We start from the raw sequence: 17,752 nt of genomic DNA, 5'->3' as shown, positions 1-17,752 counted from the left end.
CGCGGCCGCAACGCGGTTAGCCTGGCTGCCATGGACTCTCACCGATTCGACGCGCAGGTCTATGCGCGCAGGCTCGCAGCGGCCGCCGCAGCGACCGCCGATGCCGGACTCGACGGCCTGGTGATCACCCCGGGATACGACCTGCGCTATCTCAGCGGGTCGCGGGCTCAGACGTTCGAGCGGTTGACGGCACTGGTGGTTTCGGCGTCCGGTGCTGCGACCATCGTGGTGCCGCGGCTGGAGCTGGCCTCACTCAAGGGATCGGCCATCGCGGAACTGGGTTTGGCGGTGCGCGATTGGGTCGACGGCGACGACCCCTACCGATTGGTTCTTGCTGCGTTGGGCGGCGGTCGGTTGGCGACGGCTGTCACCGATTCGATGCCGGCGCTGCACCTGGTGCCGTTGTCCGGGGTGCTGGGCGTGTCACCGGTGTTGGCCACCGACATCCTGCGCACGCTGCGGATGGTCAAAGAGGAGTGCGAGATCGACGCGCTGCGCAAGGCGGGTTCGGCCATCGACCGGGTACACGCCCGGGTGCCGGAATTTCTGGTCCCGGGCCGCACCGAGGCCGACGTTGCTGCTGACATCGCCGAAGCCATTGTCGCCGAAGGGCATTCGGATGTGTCCTTCATCATCGTCGGTTCCGGCCCGCATGGTGCCGACCCGCACCACAGTTATTCGGATCGCGAACTGCAGGCCGGTGACATTGTCGTCGTCGACATCGGGGGAGCCTACGAGCCCGGATACCACTCCGACTCGACGCGAACCTACAGCATCGGAGAGCCCAGCCCCGATGTCGCGCAACAGTATTCGCTGTTGCAGCGGGCCCAGCAAGCGGCGCTGGATGTGGTTCGTCCTGGGGTGACCGCCGAGCAGGTCGACGCCGCCGCCCGCGACGTGCTCGCCGAGGCCGGTCTCGCGGAGTTCTTCGTGCACCGCACCGGCCACGGCATCGGGCTTTCGGTGCACGAGGAGCCTTACATTGTCAGCGGCAACGATCTGCCTTTGACTGCGGGGATGGCCTTTTCGATCGAACCGGGCATCTACTTTCCGGGTCGCTGGGGCGCCCGCATCGAAGACATCGTCATCGTGACCGAGGACGGCGCGCTGCCCGTCAACAACCGGCCGCACGAGCTGGTCGTGGTGCCGGTGGCCTAGGTAGCACGTTAGCCCGGGGGTCGCCATGTAACGGTTGCGCCCGCGCGAGCACCGACGTGGCTACCGTGATCCGCCATTCGTGTGTAAACAAGTACCAGGGATTTCTTCTGTTACCGGTCGTTCTACCTCCGGTACGTTTGTTTTATCGCATTTTGCACTTCGAAATGGGGCGGTTGTGAACGAAGATGCAGCGGGTGGTGGGCGGCCACCCAATTACCAAGTGCCGCGCGGATCTACTGAGCCGCCACGTTTACACTTTGGCCCGCCGTTTCCACCGGGAGGACATCCGCCGCCAGCTGATGCGACTTGGCGCGAGAACGGGCTAAATCTGGGGCCGCCTGCGATGGGCATTGGGACGCCACCGGGCTACGGAGGTTGGGTACCGGCCGGCAAACCTCGTCGTACACGGCGATGGTGGCTGCTCGGCGGCCTGGCGATATTTGTCGTTGTGGCCGTAGTAGCTGGCCTTGTTATCGCCCGATTTTCGGGCAATTCTGATAACCGGCAGGCGACCATGAACAGCACCGCGCCGTCGACCTCGTCTATGCCGCCAGTTCCAATAACTGCGCTTGACGGCATGCTGGCAAGCCCAGCTGATGTCGCTGCTGCATTGTCGGCACCCCCGTTGGTCTCTCTCACAAAACCCGCGGATTCTCATGCGTTTTTCGGTGACGAGATCGCCGACAATAACTGTGTCGGCGTGATTTTGGCGGTGGTCCAGTCGTTTTATGACGGTACTGGTTGGGTCTCCATGCGCAGGCAAGAGTTAGCGGACGCGCCAGACAGCGCTGCAATAAAGTATTCCGTGGTCGAAGCGGTGGTCGCCTATCAGGATGCTGGTGCTGCGGCCAAGTTCTACCAGCGAGCGGCGGATAGATTCCATCAGTGCGCAAATCGGACCCTCAACGTCCGCGAGGTTAACGTGCCTAATTCCTCAGCAGCGTTCGAGATGGTCGGCCAAGTGTCCGAGAAAGACGGGATTGTCTCCACTTCGCTGCTGTGGGAGGGCGGCGACGGCAGGAACTGTCAACGTGGTGTATCTGTGCGCAACAACGTCGTTATTGACGTTTCCGACTGCGGGTACAACGTGCCCGATGCTGTTGTACCGGCTCTGATCAAACCGATTGCGGCCAAGATCGATACGGCGCGATGATGATCGACGTGATGTTGGTGGCACGGCGAGCCGATTGCTGACCGTCAAGTGATGCGAGCGCGAGTTCTGTTCTGCGTCGCCGCAGTGTGTATAGCAGCATCCGGCTGCGCAGACACCGTGGGCGGCTCCGCCAGGACGGTGCACCAAGTCGTGGGCGGCATCGACTCGGGGGCGCTCGTCACCGGTAATTTTCCAACCGTTGCACAGCCGCCGTTCGGCCGTGCCGGTACCGTTCATGCCGGTGTCTTGCTGGAAGCGCGCCGATTGGCTAGCAATGTAGTTCCGCCCTTTCAGGTGGATCCAAGTCTTTCCGATCGGACGACGACGCTTGCTAACCCACTGCAAAGCGCTGACGCGGTGAGTTTGGCTTTGCCCGAACCGATTCCGGGGGGTGCCGCGAATCATAACTTCATCACAGGGTTTGCTACCGCCCGCAGGGCGATGACAAAGGAGCTCATAAATGTGGTGTTGCGCTTCGGCGCACCAGAAGACGCGATGGCCGCCGCCACCGATATGAGCGCAAAGAGCGCGAGTATTCAAACGAGGTACAGTGGGTCGCAGTCGACTCATCCCATTCCGATTCCTCGCCATTCGGGCACTGCTGCCTTTATGTATGAGGTCCCTTCGCAAGTAAACGTTTTCGCATACACCGCACACGGACCCTACGTGCTGTGCCAACATGCCAGCGGCACCGAGGGAGCCGATGCGCTCATCAACATGGTGGCTACGACGCTTGATCTCCAAGGGCCGCTAATTGACCAGTTCTCACCGACGCCGGTCGAGCAGCTTCCTGAATTGCAAATCGACCCCTCAGGGCTCTGGGCGAGTACCTTGTCTGCGGAAGAAACGCCAACCGTCGACGAAGGCGTCTACGACGCGCGCGCGATATTGCATTTTCAGGAGAACCCGCCGCGTTCGAAGCAGCTGTTCGATTCCGTTGGGTTGCAATACGGTTCAATTAGTAGAGACAATGTCTACCAGATGCCTGATGCCGCAGCGGCGGCGCGGGCTATGGACGGTCTCGTAGCGGACGCGGAAGCTCACGGCACCGGGGCCGCAGGGGTTCGGGGGCTGCCTGCCGCCAGATGTTTCAAGCTTAAGGACGCAGCGTCGCAAAATTTTTACTGCTTGGCGCAGGCCGACAGGTATGCGATCGAGGCGTCAGACTCCGATCCCGAGGTTCGCGAGAAGGTGGCAGCGCAGTACCTGGTGTTGACCGAGAAATGAGTTCACTGCCGTAGATGCCTACGTCGCGGTGTTGCCGCGCACGGCCCGCAAGTCGGCGGTGTTCTGCTGTTCCATGTCGGTGAAGCTCGCGGCGGCCTTATAGGCCTTACTGCCGATATCGGTCAGCGTTTCCCCGTGGGCCTGAAGGCTTTTCACGTGCTTCCCGTGAGCCACGCTCACCGCTTCGTGGAACTGTTCCGCGGCGTCGAAGTCACCGAACATTCCCGACATCAGCGGTCCCCGCGACAGGCGATCGGCCGCGTCGTGGGCGTGCCCGCCCGCGCGGTGAGACTGACTTCCCCCCGAGTGCAGTAATCCGGTGTCGACGAACACGGCCACCCCTCTTATTGGCTAATCGTGGTGCTGCAGGCCTGGAACCAGGCGAGGTGATAGTTCGCGGCCGACTTGTCGCCGGCCACGAGTGCGTCGATGGCGGCCAGTAGCTGCCAGTTACCGACCTCGTGGAAGTCGACGTGCTCGGGGTAGCTGTCCAGAACACGGGTGCTGACCTCGCGCAGATGCGTCTGCAGCAGTTCGACCTCTTTGTCCAGCACCCCGGTACCGCCCGTGGCGGCCTTGGCTAGCGTGTGGGCCAGTCGCGGTAGGCCGTCGCGCCACTGGGTTGCTTGGTTGAGTTCCCAACCGAGTTCGTCGATCTCGGGCAGGCGCCGCGGGCGTGGCGACGTGCGGACCGGTTCGTCCTCTTCGGGAACGTGGTGGATTGGGGTATAGCCGGCGGCGACGGTGACTTCGCCGAGCAGAGTTTCCAGGTCGCCGCGGCGTCGTTCGGGGGACAGCAGCGTTACCGCGGCCGGGAGCTCGATGCCCGGGGGGATCCAGCCGCTGGCGAGATCGGTTGTCAGCACAGTGATGTCGTCGGTACGGTCTCCGGCCGCCCAGGCCAGCCGGGGCTGTTGGCGGGCGACTGCGGAGACGAGTCGTTGGAGGCGCGCTCGCGCGGCGGCGTTGGCCGAAGCGGCTCCGGCGACCGCTCCGGTAGCGGTGGCCGCGACGGCCTCGGTGCCCAGACTCGACGGCGACGCTGGAGGTGCCGGTGGGGGCGTCGGACGCACGACCGTCGGCCCGGCGGGGCTACCTTGCCCGGCCGAGGGATGCACCGGTGCAGAGCTGGCCATCGCCGACGGCGGTGGGCTCGATGGGACGACGGGGGTGGAGGCCGTGGGAATGGTCGGCCGTATGTCGGAGGCGTATGCGGGCAGCGAGCCCGCGGGTGGGGGCGCGGCGGGGGCAGCGGCGGCGGATGATCCCGCGACGACCTGTGGTGCCGGGGTCGCATCAGGGGCGGCCGCATGTGCGACCGGCGCTGGAGCATCGTATGTCGGCGCGTTTACCGGGACGCTGCCCGTTCCCGCGGTTGGAGTCGTCGGCGGGCCCTGCGGCTCTGGCGGTTGAGGTGGCGGCATCGCCCCTGCGGTCGCCGAGAGTGGTGTCCCGGCCTGCACGCCCTTGTCGAAGCTGTGCATCAAATCGGCCGGAGTGACCGGCTGTACCGGGCTCGCAGGCGCGGTCGGCGCGCCGGCGAGGGGTGACGCCGGAGACGCAGGCAGATGTGAGCCGCCGCCCGGCGCCGTTATGCCCGGGCTCGACACCATCGGTGCGCCAGGCAAGCGCGGCGACGTGGAAGGTGCTGGCGGCGCCGGGGCGGGGATCGATTGTGCTGGTGCCTTTAGGTTCGTACTGACGATGTTCGACGGTGCCGCCGGTGCGGTGGCGGGGGGTTGCGTGCCGACTGGGCCACCCGTCCTGAGATTGCTGGCGCCAACTGTTGTAAGGCCACCGGTCACTTGTCCGGTGGGCTCGGTGGTGGTTGGGGGCTTGGGAAGCTCGTCCACCCGCGAATGCAAGTTGCTGTTCACGATGTTTGTCTGCGAACCGGGCGGCTTATTCAGCGACTGGCGAACCTGGTCGGTAAGACCCTTTTCATCGCCACATGGCTTGAACATCTGGCCGACATCTAAACCATGGGCCCGTGCGAACTGGCGCGCGGACATGCCGGTCCCCTCTGCGTCGAGGACCCGCTGCATCGCGTCTAGGACGTTGCCGGAGTACTTCGCCGCAGTGATGCTGGCCAGCGCCCGATACTGTTGTATCGCGGCGATGATCTGCGGGACCTTGGCTTCCACGGGCTGATTGGACTGCTTGATCTCTTCGATCCGTTGATTACCTTCCAAGGCTAAACTCGTCAGGTCCTGCCGGAGGCTTATCATGCTGTCGTAAGAGGTGCCGTATGCTCCCTCTTTAATGCCATTCTTTTCGGCGACCTGCCGTGCCTGTTGTTCACCCTGTCGGAAGGAGTCGCGGAGATCGTCGGCCGTAAATCCGCGCTGGTCCGCGAGTGGCCCGGTTTGGGCGCTCCGGAGCATGTTCTCAAAATTTGTAAATCCAGTCCTAATGTTTCTCCGGTTGGTCCGGCTGTGTAAAAGGGTCATCAGATCTTGGTCATCTACCCATTGGTTGCCGACGATGGCCATCGACCATTCCCCAGGGGGTAACATTATTTACACAGACCTTGAATAGTTAAAGTTAATTGGTCCGACGTGCGCAACAGAGGGTCCAGTTCCGCATCGCTGACTTCAGCCAAATAGTCGACGGTAAGTTCCTGGAATGTGTTCGCAAGTTTGTGGATTGCCGCTGCGAGATCAGGCGGCGTCGCCGGCTGCTGAGCCAGTGTGGTCAACAGATAATCACCGCCAACGTCTAACGCCTGCCGCCCGCTGGTCGCTAAAGCGAGGTGCAGCGTGGGGTCGTCGCTGCTTCTCGCCGAAGTTAAACCCACGGCGTGGTGCACCTTGTCATGGGCGGCGCACACCTTCGCCTTCGCGTCCGCCGTCTGTTGAGCGGTGTATGTCGGAGGCGATGGAGGTTTGGGCTGTACAGGTCGGAACCATCCGACGATCGCGACACCGAGTGTCAATAGCAGGGCGATGACGAAGAACGCGAACATCATCCACGGCTGCCTGGGTGGGGACGGCTGTGGTACTGGCCAGGGGGGTGGCACGGGCGACGTAGCAGGAGGTGGTCCGAAGTTCGACACAAGCTCAATCGTATCGTCCCGCCCGAATATTGGTAGTCACCTTATGCTTGGTGGCCGAAAGGCATTTCTGCGATTCCTTGGTCGCAGTGGTTGCGAGTTTAATCGACTCGTGTATTCAACATCCACAGGAATGCAGTTTTACTTGCAAATTCCGTAGATAATCGCGTTGGGCTGGTCGCCAGCATGCAACGATGAATCGATTCCAGACTGACTCACTTCTGCCATGTAATTCACTGCAAGTTGTTGATATGAATTCACCAGTTTTGCCGAACTGCCGTCGCGAGATCGGGAGGGGTCGCGGGTTGTTCCGCTAAGGCCTTGAGTAGATATTCGCCTCCGTCATACAACGCAAGCCTCGCATTAGCAGCCACACCGAGTAGCGCGATAGGGTCAGTACCCCCGCTCCTACCTGTGTTAGTGAGGACGGCTTGATGTACTTTGTCGTATGTCGCACATACTTTCGCCTTGGCCTCGGTGTTTTGTTGTTCCGGGAAAGCAGGCGGGATGGAGCCGAGGGCGGTTTGTTGTCAGGAATAGGACGAAACCAGCTGCCGATTGCTACGGCGACTGCCACGAGCGCACTCGCGAACGAAGTTATCGCAAGGGACCGCGACCGGTGCACAGGCACTGTAGGCGGCCGCGCGGGCCACGGAGGAGGGGCAGCTGACGGCGGCGGGGGAGGCTGGTGCGACACGCTGGGAGCGTATCTCTCCAGCACGATTGAGAAGCCTCCGTTGCACTGGCCGCATTCGAGACTTTAAGAGGCCACTGCTTGACATCAATGCCATGGGTAGGAAGCCGAAAACCATTTCCGCGCAGTTGGTCTGGCTGCTAGTCGACGACGATTAGCTACTCGCATCCTTATCATCGTCATCGCGCTTTTGGTCGGGCAAGATGATGCGTCGACTCGCAACCGGTTTGCCCTCAACACGTTTGACGACCTCAGGTCCCGGCGGGGGTGTGCTGATACGGCCCTGGACTGGGGCGCCGTTCTTGACTGACGGCGCGACAATGCGTTTGGTGTCGGGCTTCCCGTCCTTGCCCCCACTGCCCGCGCCGTGCATGGCCCCGGGGGGCATCATCGGCATCGCGCCCATCCCGCCCCTGGATGCGTTCGTTGGCGCCGACGCACCCGGTGGCGGGACCGAGCCGGTTCGCGATGACGCTGGCTCCGTACCGGCTGACGGAGCGGGAAGCGGATTAAGGCTCCCTGTCGGCGTGGTGGCGCCGAGCCCGCCCGCTCCGCCACCGCCGCTGCCCAATCCGCCGGCGCCGCTCGTGGATCCCGTCAATTCACCGGGAATGGCCGCTGCTTCTCCCGCGCCGTGCTGCATTGCGCCCATTCCGGCTTGCATCATCTGCTGTCCGATCTGAGCAGCCTGCTGCGGAAGCTGGCTCAACGGTTGGAGCAAACCGCCCATCGCGCCCGAGATACCGCCCGCGAGGCCAGAGATCATCTGCGGAATCTGCTGCGCCATCTCAGCTGGACTGCCGACCTTCGCGGCCGACTCTGCCTCATTTGCAGGGAACTTGGCCATGGCGTCAGCGGTTTTCTCGCCGCGTTCCGCGTATCCGGCTTGGGCGTCGCCCATGTCGCGTGGATCTCCGCCATTCGCCGCAAGACCAAGCGCTTTCAGCAGCTGGCTCAAAGGAGCAGTTCCCGTAGCCAGTTGATCGGGTGTGATCCCCGGCGGCAGTGGACCCCCACTCAACTTGGCCAGGTGTTCGAGGATTATTCGGATTTCATCGTCGCCGCCACTCATGACAACCCCCTGCGCAGCGCCGGGATGAAGGGCGCACCGCCGAAGCGAACCCGCGCAGCACGACTGGTTCGCTTAAGCGAACCAGTCCCGATCGACATCTCCACCCCTGACCATTTGTGTCCCTTGGCCCTGATGGCGAGGCTAACCACGGTATCTGTGCCGGTCAATTCACTGTCGGCGGTCAAGCGCCCCCGGCAGGTAGCGTGCCCGGACGGGAGAGCTTGTCGCACCTCCTGAGCAGCAGCACGAAAGTCCCGACGGATCCGACGCTCCGCCTCCTATAGCCAGTACAAAATCGTGAACAGCGCGTCGAAGGTAAAGACGCCAAAAAAGCCGTGAAGGCGCCCAACGGAGAATGCCGTGGTGCGCCGGAAAGCCATCGTCGCTCCGCAAAGCATCAGCGGAGAGATAGGCGCGAAGAACCAGAGGTAACCAAACGTCAGCAAAGTCGACATGATGCCAGTAAATAAACCGGCGACGAGTTGAACCGGACGCTGCCGGGCGTACTCGAAGGGGCCGTCGGCGGTGGCGGATGCCACGTCAGTGCGTCCACTGTGAGGGGACGGCGACAGTCGCGGTGACGAACAATAGGATCGACCACCCGGTCAGGGGAGCAATGATAATATGTAAAGGTCCCGCGTGGCCGGATGTTCATGCCCAATGACAGACAGCGCTTTCACCATGGTCGCCCAGAGCGTGCCGCCCGAGATTGCGCCGGTAAACACCGCTCGTATCCAGTCCACCGGTTGTTTCATGTTGGCTTAACCAGCAAGGGTGTAGGCCCACCCGCGCGTTTGGATCGGTTTGCTGTGTGGAGCGCCGATCCTATTTCGCGGAACACTGTCAGCCTCCTCGACTGTTCGCTGCGATCGCCCCAACTGCGGGTGACGGTAGCGACGAAGAGCAACGCGGGTCAATTCACCATCGTTCATCGCTGCTCGTGAAGACTCGCGCAGAATAGCTCGGCGCCCCTCGGGTGAATACCGGCTGCGGACGGTCTGAGCGACAATTCCGCGCATGCCCATCCTCGCGGTAGACCCGGAGGCGTTGTTCGCCGCGGGCAACGCCGTGATTGCAGCGGGCGACGGCATGGGCGCGGCCATAACTGTGTTGACAGCGGGTTTCGGCGCCAACACGGGTTTGGATGTTGCCGGTGAGGTGTTTGGGCTGTCGTATCAATCGACAGCGGAGTCGTTGTTGAACGCTGCGGCGGCAGCGATCAACGCGTGCCGGCGCAACGGGGTCATGATCCAAGTCGACGCGTCGAACTGGTCGAAGGCCGAAGCTGCCTCGCGGCTGGGTGGTGGTGCCAGTGTGTTGCAGGCGCCAGCGGAACCGGCGAAGATCGGCGCCCCAGGGCCGCCGGGAACATTGGGGCCAGGAGAGCCCCCTCCGCTGCTTTGGGCGGTGGTGCAGTCGTTCGTTGACGACGTGTGGCCCAACGGCGATGTGACGGCGATACATGCCGCGGCTGGGTGTTGGCGCGCGTTCAGCTCGGCGGTGAGCGGAATGCAAGGTGCGCTCAATGGATCGAGGACGCTGGTCGGTACGCAGCAGATCCCCGAGGGCGAAAAAATTGATCACGTTTTGTCGCAAATCGGCGTCGCGATGGACAAGTTGGAGGCGGGGTGCCGGGCGATGGCCGTCACCCTCGACGATTTCGCCAACCGAGTTGCCAAGGCCCAAAACGATATCCGAAATCTGTTGCACCGCTTGGAGTCGCTGACTGACATCTGGCACGACGTGGTCTCGGTACTTGACGGCGATGCATTCGAAGAGATCAAAAAGATTGCGCGGGACGTTAACGCCGTATTGCACGACTTGGGCCGGGAGGCAAGGGCTTTCGAGGACGGCATAAAGCTGCTGATGCAGCTCGCCGACGGGTTGGTCGTCGACATGGAGAAGTTCATGCGCGGTCAGTTTACCCACTTTCTGGGTGATGCAGTTGGAAACCAAGTTGCCACTGTTTTCGACACTTTCGTCAACGCGAACGAGGGAGTTGTCAAAGGGGCCGCCGAGGCGGTCCTGGGCCTAGCGGATCTGAGCACGCCATGGTTGCTCCTTGATCCGAAGGGGGCGGAAGCTACCTGGAAAGACATGGTGCAGGGCCAGTTCAAAGCAGGCACGCTCAATCAGATTCTTCATCCACGCGAGGGCTCAGCAGCCAACATGCAGATGTGGAAATCGCTTCTACACCTTAAGGATTGGAGTACGGCTCGACCAGGATTGGGATTCGGAGAGAACCTGTTCGACGGTGCGACGTTCTTTCTTCCTGGACTCGGAGAAGCCGGCGCGGGGGCGAAAGCAGGGTCTGCGGCTGCACGTGGCGCCGAGGAAGCCGCAGAAGGTGCTGGCGCCGCGGCGCGTGCCGGGGAGCTTGGGGAGTTTGCCTCGACGACCGGTGCGCTGAGCGACATCGGCAAAGTCGGCACCAACCTGACGAAGGACCTCGACAGCCTCAAACTGGATCTGCCCAAGACGGATCTTCCGGCCGGCGGTCGTCCGGTCAGTGCGCCACCGGCCGAGGCTCCAAGTGGGCCGCAGCCGCGACCCGTGGAACCGGCGCCGCCAGGTACGCCAGCACATCATTCGCCGACCACGCCGGGCGATCTACCACCCCCCGGACATCCCAATGCCCCCGTCGCACCGCACGATCCCGTTTCCCAAACCGAGCCGCGGCCATCCGGAGGCCCGCCGGGAGGTCCTCACGAGCCGGTGCCCGCGCGAGTCGGCGGTCCGCAAGAACGGGCGTCATTGCCGTCGGAACCCGCCCATCAATTGCCGTCGGCCAAACTGCAACCGGCTGCACCTGCGCACGTACCCTCTGGCGGATCTCCCATTGAGCCTGCACCCGTTGCCGGGGGCCGGCCGCACGAATTGCAAGGGCCCGGCGGCCCGGGCCGGCACCAGCCAGCCGAAGGCGGTCCCCACGAGGCGCCGCAAAACGGCGGTAGGAGCCGCGGTCCCGGTGACGGAGACTCGTCAGGTGGAGGCCGACACAGCGCGCCATCGGACGCCCCGCCAAGATCTCCCGGTGATGGCACGCCCGACCCGTCTGGCGACATTGGCGGCCACGGTGACGACGTGTCCTCCGAAGGACTCAGTGCCCAGCAACGCGACGAAATCATCGCCACACCCAAGGGGAGTCGTCCCGACCCGTCGGAGTATCTATCCCAGGAATACATTCGGAGCCATCTCAATAAATTCACCGAGGGTGCAAGTCGGTTTATGCCAGAAACCAATCTCGAGAAGTATGGGATTGCTCAACGCGACGGTACATCGTTCGTGATGCCAAAAATCGAAGCTGACGCAATGATCCAGGCGGCTGGAGGCGATCTTCGCGCAATGGAAAATCAACTCGGCCTGCCTGAGGGCTTCCTTGAGTCAAACAAAATTATGCGGATCGATATAGCTGATCCTGGGGACTTCAATCTGAGAATTCCTTCGGGCAACGAGGCGGGAGCGAATGAACAGTGGATGCCTGGGGGTCGTCTCCCCAACGGAGCATCTGAGGCCGTAATCGACGGCGGACGCATACCGCCGGACGACTACACTGTGACAGACATCTTCAACTAGAGGCCATACCTGATGAAATTTGAGGACACGTTTTTCTCAAGCGAAGACCGGTATTCCATTGGCGTCGAATCGACTTCGGGTCGGTACTACGCCTCGATACCGGTTAGCAACGGCATCGTCGACTATGAGGAATATTACGAGCTCACGCAGGATCAATATTCCGAGTTTCTACGCGACAGCACGGCCGCAATTGCGTTCGTAGAGGCATGTCGTAGGCGAGAACATGATGACCTCCTGTTGCAAAGACCGGGCAGCAATCGGGGAACCCCGGTATGAGTAGGAAAATTGGTGGAAGAATTTTCTCCACGCTGGAAGAGGCGGGTCTTGCCGCGCCGACTGAGGCCGAGCTGACGCGCGCTCGTCGGATGTTTGACGAACTCCAGCAGCGAATAGACGCCGTACGACCAGAAGATCGGGCGACAGAGGTATCCCCTAAGTTCTGGGATGACACCTCAGGGACGGAGTTCGAGCGCCGCGACCCCGAATAAGCCGCGACAAGTCAGTGCGAAAGCTACTCGCCGCGGTCGAGAAGATCCGACGACCCCAGCACCCGCTCTATTTGAACTTCGATGACCACGCGTCGGGGATTGGGCCGGGGCGTGCGGTAGCGCTGCGCATACCGCAGCTCCGCGTCGCGCACGGCATCGGCATCGTTGTTCACCTTGGACTGGCCCTCAAGCGAGAGCCACCTCGCGCCGTCGACCTGGCTGAGCACTGCCACCCCGGCGCGATCGGCGTTGACGGCCTTCTGCGAACCGCCAGACGTGATCACCCGCGCGATGTGGGTCACGGGGTCGAAGGTGAACCCGACGGCCACCACATGCGGCGAGTTGTCCGCGCGAAGGGTGGTCAGCATCGCCAGATGACGTTCGGACAGAAAGGCCAAAGCGTCGTTGGTGAGCCGTGTCGTGGTGTTCGCCATCACTGCTCACGCTAGCGCAGGTGATAATCGCAGCCGTGGACGACACGGGCGCAGGTCCTGTTCTGATTCTGGGCGGACGCAGCGAGATCGGCATTGAGCTCGCGCGACTGCTGGCGAATGGCGCCACGGTGGTGCTGGCCGCCCGCCGGGCCGATCAGCTCGACGAGCAGGTCGAGACCCTGAAACTAGCCGGTGCGAAGGCGGTCCACACCAGGGAGTTCGACGCCGACGACCTGGCCTCACACGGCCCCTTGGTCGCAGAAGTCATCGCCGAGCACGGCCCGATCGGCACCGCGGTGCTGGCCTTCGGCATCCTCGGAGACCAGGCCCGCGCCGAGGCCGACGCATCCCACGCCGTCGCTGTGGTGCACACCGACTACGTCGCCCAGGTCAATATGCTGACCCTCCTCGCGACAGCCATGCGCACGGCCGGCCGGGGATCGCTGGTGGTGTTCTCCTCGATCGCCGGCTGGCGGGTGCGTCGCGCCAACTATGTCTACGGCTCGGCGAAGGCTGGCCTGGACGGCTTCGCCGGCGGCTTGGCCGACGCGCTGCACGGCACGGGGGTGCGTTTGCTCATCTCACGCCCCGGATTCGTCGTCGGGCGTATGACGGAGGGCATGTCGCCGGCGCCGCTGTCCAGCACCCCGGAGCAGGTGGCCGCGGCGACGGCTCGCGCGCTGGCGAAGGGCCGTCGCACGGTATGGATCCCGTGGTCGCTGGGGCCTGCGGCCGCCGCGATGCGATTGCTGCCGCCGTTCCTCTGGCGCAGGATGCCGCGATGATCGTGGTGGTCGGGATTGGCGCCGACGGCATGGCGGGTCTTGCCGAAAAGTCGCAGCATGAATTACAAACGGCCACAGTCGTTTACGGGGCGCCACGACAGCTCGGGCTGCTCGACGATACCGTGAGCGCCGAGCGCCGAGAGTGGCCGTCGCCGATGCTGCCCGCCCTGCAGGCGTTGCCCATCAACGACGACATCCACGTCGTCGCGAGTGGCGACCCGCTTATGCACGGCATCGGTGGCACCCTGATCCGTCTCTACGGCGCGGAAAAAGTCAGAGTGCTGCCGCATGTGTCGGCGGTGACGCTGGCGTGCGCCCGGATGGGGTGGAACGTCCACGACACTGAGGTGATCAGCCTGGTCACCGCTGCGCCGAGCACCGCGGTGCGCCGCGGCGGCCAGGCGATCGTGCTGTCGAAAGACCGGTGCACGCCGAAAGCGTTGGCCGAGCTGCTCACCACGCACGGCCGGGGTGAGTCCGAATTCAGCGTGCTCGAACAACTCGGCGGCCCGGCCGAACGCCGCCGCGACGGAACCGCCCGCCACTGGCCCGAACAAGACATCGACGATCTCAACGTGATCGCCGTCCGCTACCTGCCCGACGAGCGCGTCACGCCACTGCCCGACGATGTGTTCGTCCACGACGGGCAGATCACCAAGCACGGCGTCCGGGCGCTGACCTTGGCGGCCTTAAAGCCACGACCGGGCGAGCGGTTGTGGGACGTCGGCTCGGGCTCGGGCAGCATCGCCGTCGAATGGTGTCGAAGTTGGCGGGGCTGCAACGCTGTGGCCTTCGAACAAGACGAACAGCGCCGCCGCAACATCGAAGTCAACGCCGAAGCGTTCGGCGTCAACATCGACGTGCGCGGGGGAGCGCCCGAGCAGTTCGACGGCGCCGCAGAGCCTGACGCCATCTTCATCGGCGGCGGCGTGACCCATCCCGGCCTGCTAGACACCTGCTACGAGCAGCTTCCAACGGGTGGGCGCCTGGTCGCCAACGTGGTCACGGTAGAGTCTGAATCGGTTCTACTGCAAGCATATTCACGACTCGGCGGCGAGCTGCGACGCTTCCAGCTCTACCGTGGCGAACCGCTGGGCGCCTTTACGGGTTGGCGCCCACAGCACCCGGTCACCCAGTGGGCGGTGACGAAGTGACCGTCTATTTCATCGGCGCGGGTCCGGGAGCCGCCGACCTGATCACCGTCCGCGGTCAGCGACTACTCCAGCGATGCAAGACGTGCTTGTATGCGGGTTCGATCATGCCCGACGACCTGCTGGCCCTCTGCCCACCCGGCGCGAAAGTCGTTGACACCGGACCGCTCACGCTCGAACAGATCGTCGCCGAACTCGCCGCCGCCGATGCCGCCGGCCATGATGTAGCCCGGCTGCATTCCGGCGATCCATCGTTGTACAGCGCGCTTGCCGAGCAATGCCGCCGCCTCGACACGCTCGGCGTCGGCTATGAAATCGTCCCTGGCGTACCGGCTTTCGCTGCGGCAGCCGCAGCCTTAAACAGAGAGCTCACCGTTCCCGGCGTGGCGCAGACCGTGACGCTGACCCGTGTATCGACGCTGTCGACACCGATGCCGCCCGGCGAAGACCTGCAAACCGTTGCCCAATCCGGCGGCACCCTGGTGCTGCACCTGGCCGCCGCTCAGATCGACGCCATCGTTCCACAGCTGCTCGCCAACGGCTACCGGCCCGAAACACCGTCAGCGGTAGTGGCTTTCGCGAGCTGGGCGCAGCAGACGGTCCTGCGCGGCACACTGGCCGACATCGCCGACCAGATGCACGAGGCCAACATCACCAAGACCGCCGTCATCATCGTCGGCGAAGTGCTTGCCGCCGAGGGTTTCACCGACAGCTACCTGTACTCGACCGGGCGAGCCCGGGGGAGCCGACACTGATGCGGGTGCTGCTACTCGGCGGCACCGCCGAGGGGCGCGCACTCGCCAAAGCCCTGCACCCCGATGTCGACGTGATCAGCTCGCTGGCCGGGCGGGTGCCGGATCCGGCGCTGCCGGTTGGTCGGGTGCGCATTGGCGGATTCGGCGGTGTCGATGGGCTGCGGAGCTGGCTGCAAGACGCGAGCATCGACGCCGTCGTCGACGCAACCCACCCGTTCGCGTCGACCATGACCGCGCACGCCGCCGAAGCATGTGGCTTGGCTGAAATTCCGCATCTGGTGCTGGCCCGCCCGGCCTGGGACCCCGGCACCGCCGTCGTCGTCGGATCGGACATCGAAGCTGCGGAAACCGTGGAAAACCACAGGTACGAAAGGGTATTTCTGACCACGGGCCGTTCGGGAAGCAGAGCCTTCGCGGGCAGCGACGCGTGGTTTTTGATTCGCGCGGTCACCGAACCGGACGTTGCCTCGTTACCACGCCATCACCAGCTGCTGTTGTCCCGCGGGCCGTACCACTACGACGACGAGACGGCCATCATGAGTGAGCACCGGATCGATGCCTTGGTGACCAAGAACAGCGGCGGCGATATGACCCGGGCGAAGCTGGATGCCGCTGCGGCGCTGGACATTCCGGTGGTGATGGTGAAGCGCCCTCAGTTGCCGCCGGGGGTGAACGCGGTGGGCAGTGTGCAGGAGGCCCTGAATTGGGTTGCTGGACTGGGCTAACCAGTACGGTCGTCGCGCTCCGCGTCGGCCAGCAGTGCATCGCGAGCGCGGGCGACACGAGACCGGATGGTGCCCACCGGGCAGCCACACACCGCGGCGGCGTCGGCATAGGGCAGCCCGAGCAGCTGGGTCAGCAACAAGGCCTCGCGTTGTTCAGGGGAGAGGCTGGCGATCATCGTCGTCACCTCGACCAAGTCTTCGAATCCGCGCGCGTGGCGGTCGCCGTTCAGCATCTGCTCGGGGTTGGCACCCGGGGCGGTGCGCGGCCGCGATTGGACGTGGCGAATGTGGTCGGCGACGACGCGGCGTGCGATGGACAGCAGCCAGGTGCGGGCGCTGGAGCGGCCGGAGAATCGCTCGATCGCACCAATTGCCCGCAGAAAGGTTTCTTGAGTCAGATCGTCCGCGGTCCCCGCGTCGGACAGGTAGGTGACGAACCGCCACACGTCTTGCTGAGTGGCCTTGATGAACGCCTCAAGAGCTCGCTCGTTCCCGCGTGCGGCTGCCAAGGCCAACTCGGTTACGGCCTTGTCGTCGCTTGACGCGGTCATGGCCAACCACCTTAATTGCGCGGGTTCGCTGAGTCTACGACAGGCTGTCGTAGAGTTCGCGGTGGGGCTCAAAGACCGGTTGATCGGCCGCAAATGACCGCGCCGCCGACCGACGACTGGCCCGGTGGGCAGCCCGGCATCGGAAGTGTCGAAATCGAACTCCGCGGGCCGGTACCCTCCCGATCGTTCGCGCGCCACCAACACCGCGAACGCCAGGCCCAGCAGCACCGGCACGTGACTGGCGACGCGTGTCGCCGTCACCTGTCCGTTGAGGGCGTCGGCGGCCACATAACCCATCAGCGCCAGCGAATAAGCACCGGCGATCGCCGCGACGCCGGTCGCCAATAGGGGCCAGATGCCAGCGGCGATCATCGCCAAACCCAACGCGAGCAACCAGGCCGTGGACTCGTGCAGCAGGTGTTCGCCGGACATCGCTCCGTGCATGTGGTGAGACACCATGCCGAAGTTGACTCCGCCGATTTGAGCAGCGGCGAGAGCCACCTGGAATCCGCCCACGGCGATCAGTCCCCACCGCGCGTAGCGCGACCGCACCGCGCGCATCCAGCCGTGATGTGCGGTGGGATCCTCGTCGATACTCGCCATGATTTGGGCGACCAGGTCCGGCCCTTCGCCGGGCTCAATCGAGGCCAGTCGCCGGGTCTGCGCGGCCGCACCGATCAGCCAGGTGCGACACCCGCGGCACGTCTCCAGGTGGGCATCGATCTGCTGTGCGAGCACTTCTGTCCGCTCGCCGTCCAACCGAGCGGAAAGCGCCTCACGCGCAACATCACACCGCATCCCTGCATCGTTGCGCATGCGTGCGAAACGTGCAAAGGCCTGGGCAAGAAAGCCGGTGGGAACTAAACCGCCCGGTGTAACGACCACTGAAGACAAGAACCGCCAGCCCACTCGTCACCAGGTTTACCGAAGA

Annotated in this window: 16 protein-coding genes and 1 pseudogene; 9 read left to right on the top strand and 8 right to left on the bottom strand. The window is 63.8% G+C overall.

The features are described 5' to 3' along the window. The first annotated feature begins 30 nt into the window (after nt 1-30). The 3 genes from OK015_RS17185 to OK015_RS17175 all read left to right on the top strand — a co-directional run bounded on the left by OK015_RS17185 (nt 31) and on the right by OK015_RS17175 (nt 3,538). Nucleotides 31-1,158: a M24 family metallopeptidase gene (locus OK015_RS17185; RefSeq protein ID WP_268124755.1), complete on the top strand. Its 1,128-nt coding sequence runs from the start codon at nt 31-33 to the stop codon at nt 1,156-1,158. Nucleotides 1,159-1,606: 448 nt separating this feature from the next. Continuing rightward, entirely contained in the window at nt 1,607-2,311 is a 705-nt protein-coding gene (locus tag OK015_RS17180; RefSeq protein WP_268124753.1) for a sensor domain-containing protein, read from the top strand. 150 nt (nt 2,312-2,461) lie between these two features. Further along, the gene (locus OK015_RS17175; protein WP_268124751.1) at nt 2,462-3,538 is read left to right on the top strand and encodes a DUF7373 family lipoprotein; all 1,077 of its coding nucleotides are present in this window, start codon (nt 2,462-2,464) and stop codon (nt 3,536-3,538) included. 18 nt (nt 3,539-3,556) lie between these two features. Here the strand turns inward: OK015_RS17175 and OK015_RS17170 are convergent, their stop codons facing one another. From OK015_RS17170 to OK015_RS17150, 5 genes are all read right to left on the bottom strand, one after another. Further along, nucleotides 3,557-3,871, bottom strand: a complete 315-nt coding sequence (locus tag OK015_RS17170; RefSeq protein ID WP_268124750.1) for a DUF2563 family protein — start codon at nt 3,869-3,871, stop codon at nt 3,557-3,559. A gap of 11 nt (nt 3,872-3,882) precedes the next feature. After that, nucleotides 3,883-5,730 carry a DUF5631 domain-containing protein gene (locus OK015_RS17165; protein WP_268124748.1) on the bottom strand — a complete coding sequence of 616 codons (1,848 nt, stop codon included), beginning with the start codon at nt 5,728-5,730 and terminating at the stop codon, nt 3,883-3,885. A 323-nt stretch (nt 5,731-6,053) separates the two neighbouring features. Further along, nucleotides 6,054-6,506, bottom strand: a complete 453-nt coding sequence (locus OK015_RS17160) for a hypothetical protein (RefSeq protein ID WP_268124746.1) — start codon at nt 6,504-6,506, stop codon at nt 6,054-6,056. 932 nt (nt 6,507-7,438) lie between these two features. Continuing rightward, nucleotides 7,439-8,356: a hypothetical protein gene (locus OK015_RS17155; RefSeq protein WP_268124744.1), complete on the bottom strand. Its 918-nt coding sequence runs from the start codon at nt 8,354-8,356 to the stop codon at nt 7,439-7,441. A 278-nt stretch (nt 8,357-8,634) separates the two neighbouring features. After that, nucleotides 8,635-8,895, bottom strand: coding sequence for a hypothetical protein (locus tag OK015_RS17150; protein WP_268124742.1), 261 nt, complete (start codon nt 8,893-8,895; stop codon nt 8,635-8,637). A gap of 478 nt (nt 8,896-9,373) precedes the next feature. On the opposite strand from OK015_RS17150, the gene OK015_RS17145 reads away from it, so the two are divergent. After that, a complete protein-coding gene (locus OK015_RS17145; protein WP_268124741.1) occupies nt 9,374-11,932 on the top strand; it encodes a WXG100-like domain-containing protein in 2,559 nt (852 codons plus the stop codon). A gap of 12 nt (nt 11,933-11,944) precedes the next feature. Next, complete coding sequence (locus tag OK015_RS17140; protein ID WP_268124739.1) at nt 11,945-12,208, top strand: hypothetical protein; 264 nt, start codon at nt 11,945-11,947, stop codon at nt 12,206-12,208. A 235-nt stretch (nt 12,209-12,443) separates the two neighbouring features. Here the strand turns inward: OK015_RS17140 and OK015_RS17135 are convergent, their stop codons facing one another. Beyond that, nucleotides 12,444-12,854, bottom strand: a complete 411-nt coding sequence (locus OK015_RS17135; RefSeq protein ID WP_268124737.1) for a F420-dependent biliverdin reductase — start codon at nt 12,852-12,854, stop codon at nt 12,444-12,446. 35 nt (nt 12,855-12,889) lie between these two features. On the opposite strand from OK015_RS17135, the gene OK015_RS17130 reads away from it, so the two are divergent. Genes OK015_RS17130 through OK015_RS17115 form a run of 4 tightly spaced genes read left to right on the top strand, consistent with a single transcriptional unit; the run spans nt 12,890 to nt 16,270 of the window. Further along, nucleotides 12,890-13,639, top strand: coding sequence for an SDR family NAD(P)-dependent oxidoreductase (locus tag OK015_RS17130; protein ID WP_268124735.1), 750 nt, complete (start codon nt 12,890-12,892; stop codon nt 13,637-13,639). After that, nucleotides 13,636-14,793 carry a precorrin-6y C5,15-methyltransferase (decarboxylating) subunit CbiE gene (gene cbiE, locus OK015_RS17125; protein WP_268124733.1) on the top strand — a complete coding sequence of 386 codons (1,158 nt, stop codon included), beginning with the start codon at nt 13,636-13,638 and terminating at the stop codon, nt 14,791-14,793. The genes OK015_RS17130 and cbiE overlap by 4 nt, the downstream gene beginning before the upstream one ends. Beyond that, nucleotides 14,790-15,545, top strand: coding sequence for a precorrin-4 C(11)-methyltransferase (gene cobM / locus OK015_RS17120; RefSeq protein ID WP_268124731.1), 756 nt, complete (start codon nt 14,790-14,792; stop codon nt 15,543-15,545). The genes cbiE and cobM overlap by 4 nt, the downstream gene beginning before the upstream one ends. Then, nucleotides 15,545-16,270, top strand: coding sequence for a cobalt-precorrin-6A reductase (locus OK015_RS17115; protein WP_268124729.1), 726 nt, complete (start codon nt 15,545-15,547; stop codon nt 16,268-16,270). The genes cobM and OK015_RS17115 overlap by 1 nt, the downstream gene beginning before the upstream one ends. Here OK015_RS17115 and sigC read toward each other — a convergent pair. Both sigC and OK015_RS17105 read right to left on the bottom strand, forming a co-directional pair. Then, entirely contained in the window at nt 16,267-16,821 is a 555-nt protein-coding gene (gene sigC / locus OK015_RS17110) for an RNA polymerase sigma factor SigC (protein ID WP_268132827.1), read from the bottom strand. The two genes, OK015_RS17115 and sigC, sit on opposite strands and share 4 nt — an antisense overlap. Nucleotides 16,822-17,049: 228 nt before the next feature. Then, nucleotides 17,050-17,619, bottom strand: a pseudogene (locus OK015_RS17105) (DUF2275 domain-containing protein); the annotation flags it as partial. Nucleotides 17,620-17,752 lie beyond the last annotated feature (133 nt).

Source organism: Mycobacterium sp. Aquia_216, from assembly GCF_026723865.1.
GTDB lineage: Bacteria > Actinomycetota > Actinomycetes > Mycobacteriales > Mycobacteriaceae > Mycobacterium.
This window is presented reverse-complemented; position numbering and strand designations above follow the sequence as displayed.

Coding starts and splice junctions, on each gene's coding strand:
- OK015_RS17160 (WP_268124746.1), bottom strand. CDS start 6,506: ATGATGTTCGCGTTCTTCGTCATCGCCCTGCTATTGACACTCGGTGTC.
- OK015_RS17140 (WP_268124739.1), top strand. CDS start 11,945: ATGAAATTTGAGGACACGTTTTTCTCAAGCGAAGACCGGTATTCCATT.
- OK015_RS17155 (WP_268124744.1), bottom strand. CDS start 8,356: ATGAGTGGCGGCGACGATGAAATCCGAATAATCCTCGAACACCTGGCC.
- sigC (WP_268132827.1), bottom strand. CDS start 16,821: ATGACCGCGTCAAGCGACGACAAGGCCGTAACCGAGTTGGCCTTGGCA.
- OK015_RS17115 (WP_268124729.1), top strand. CDS start 15,545: ATGCGGGTGCTGCTACTCGGCGGCACCGCCGAGGGGCGCGCACTCGCC.
- OK015_RS17145 (WP_268124741.1), top strand. CDS start 9,374: ATGCCCATCCTCGCGGTAGACCCGGAGGCGTTGTTCGCCGCGGGCAAC.
- cbiE (WP_268124733.1), top strand. CDS start 13,636: ATGATCGTGGTGGTCGGGATTGGCGCCGACGGCATGGCGGGTCTTGCC.
- OK015_RS17135 (WP_268124737.1), bottom strand. CDS start 12,854: ATGGCGAACACCACGACACGGCTCACCAACGACGCTTTGGCCTTTCTG.
- OK015_RS17185 (WP_268124755.1), top strand. CDS start 31: ATGGACTCTCACCGATTCGACGCGCAGGTCTATGCGCGCAGGCTCGCA.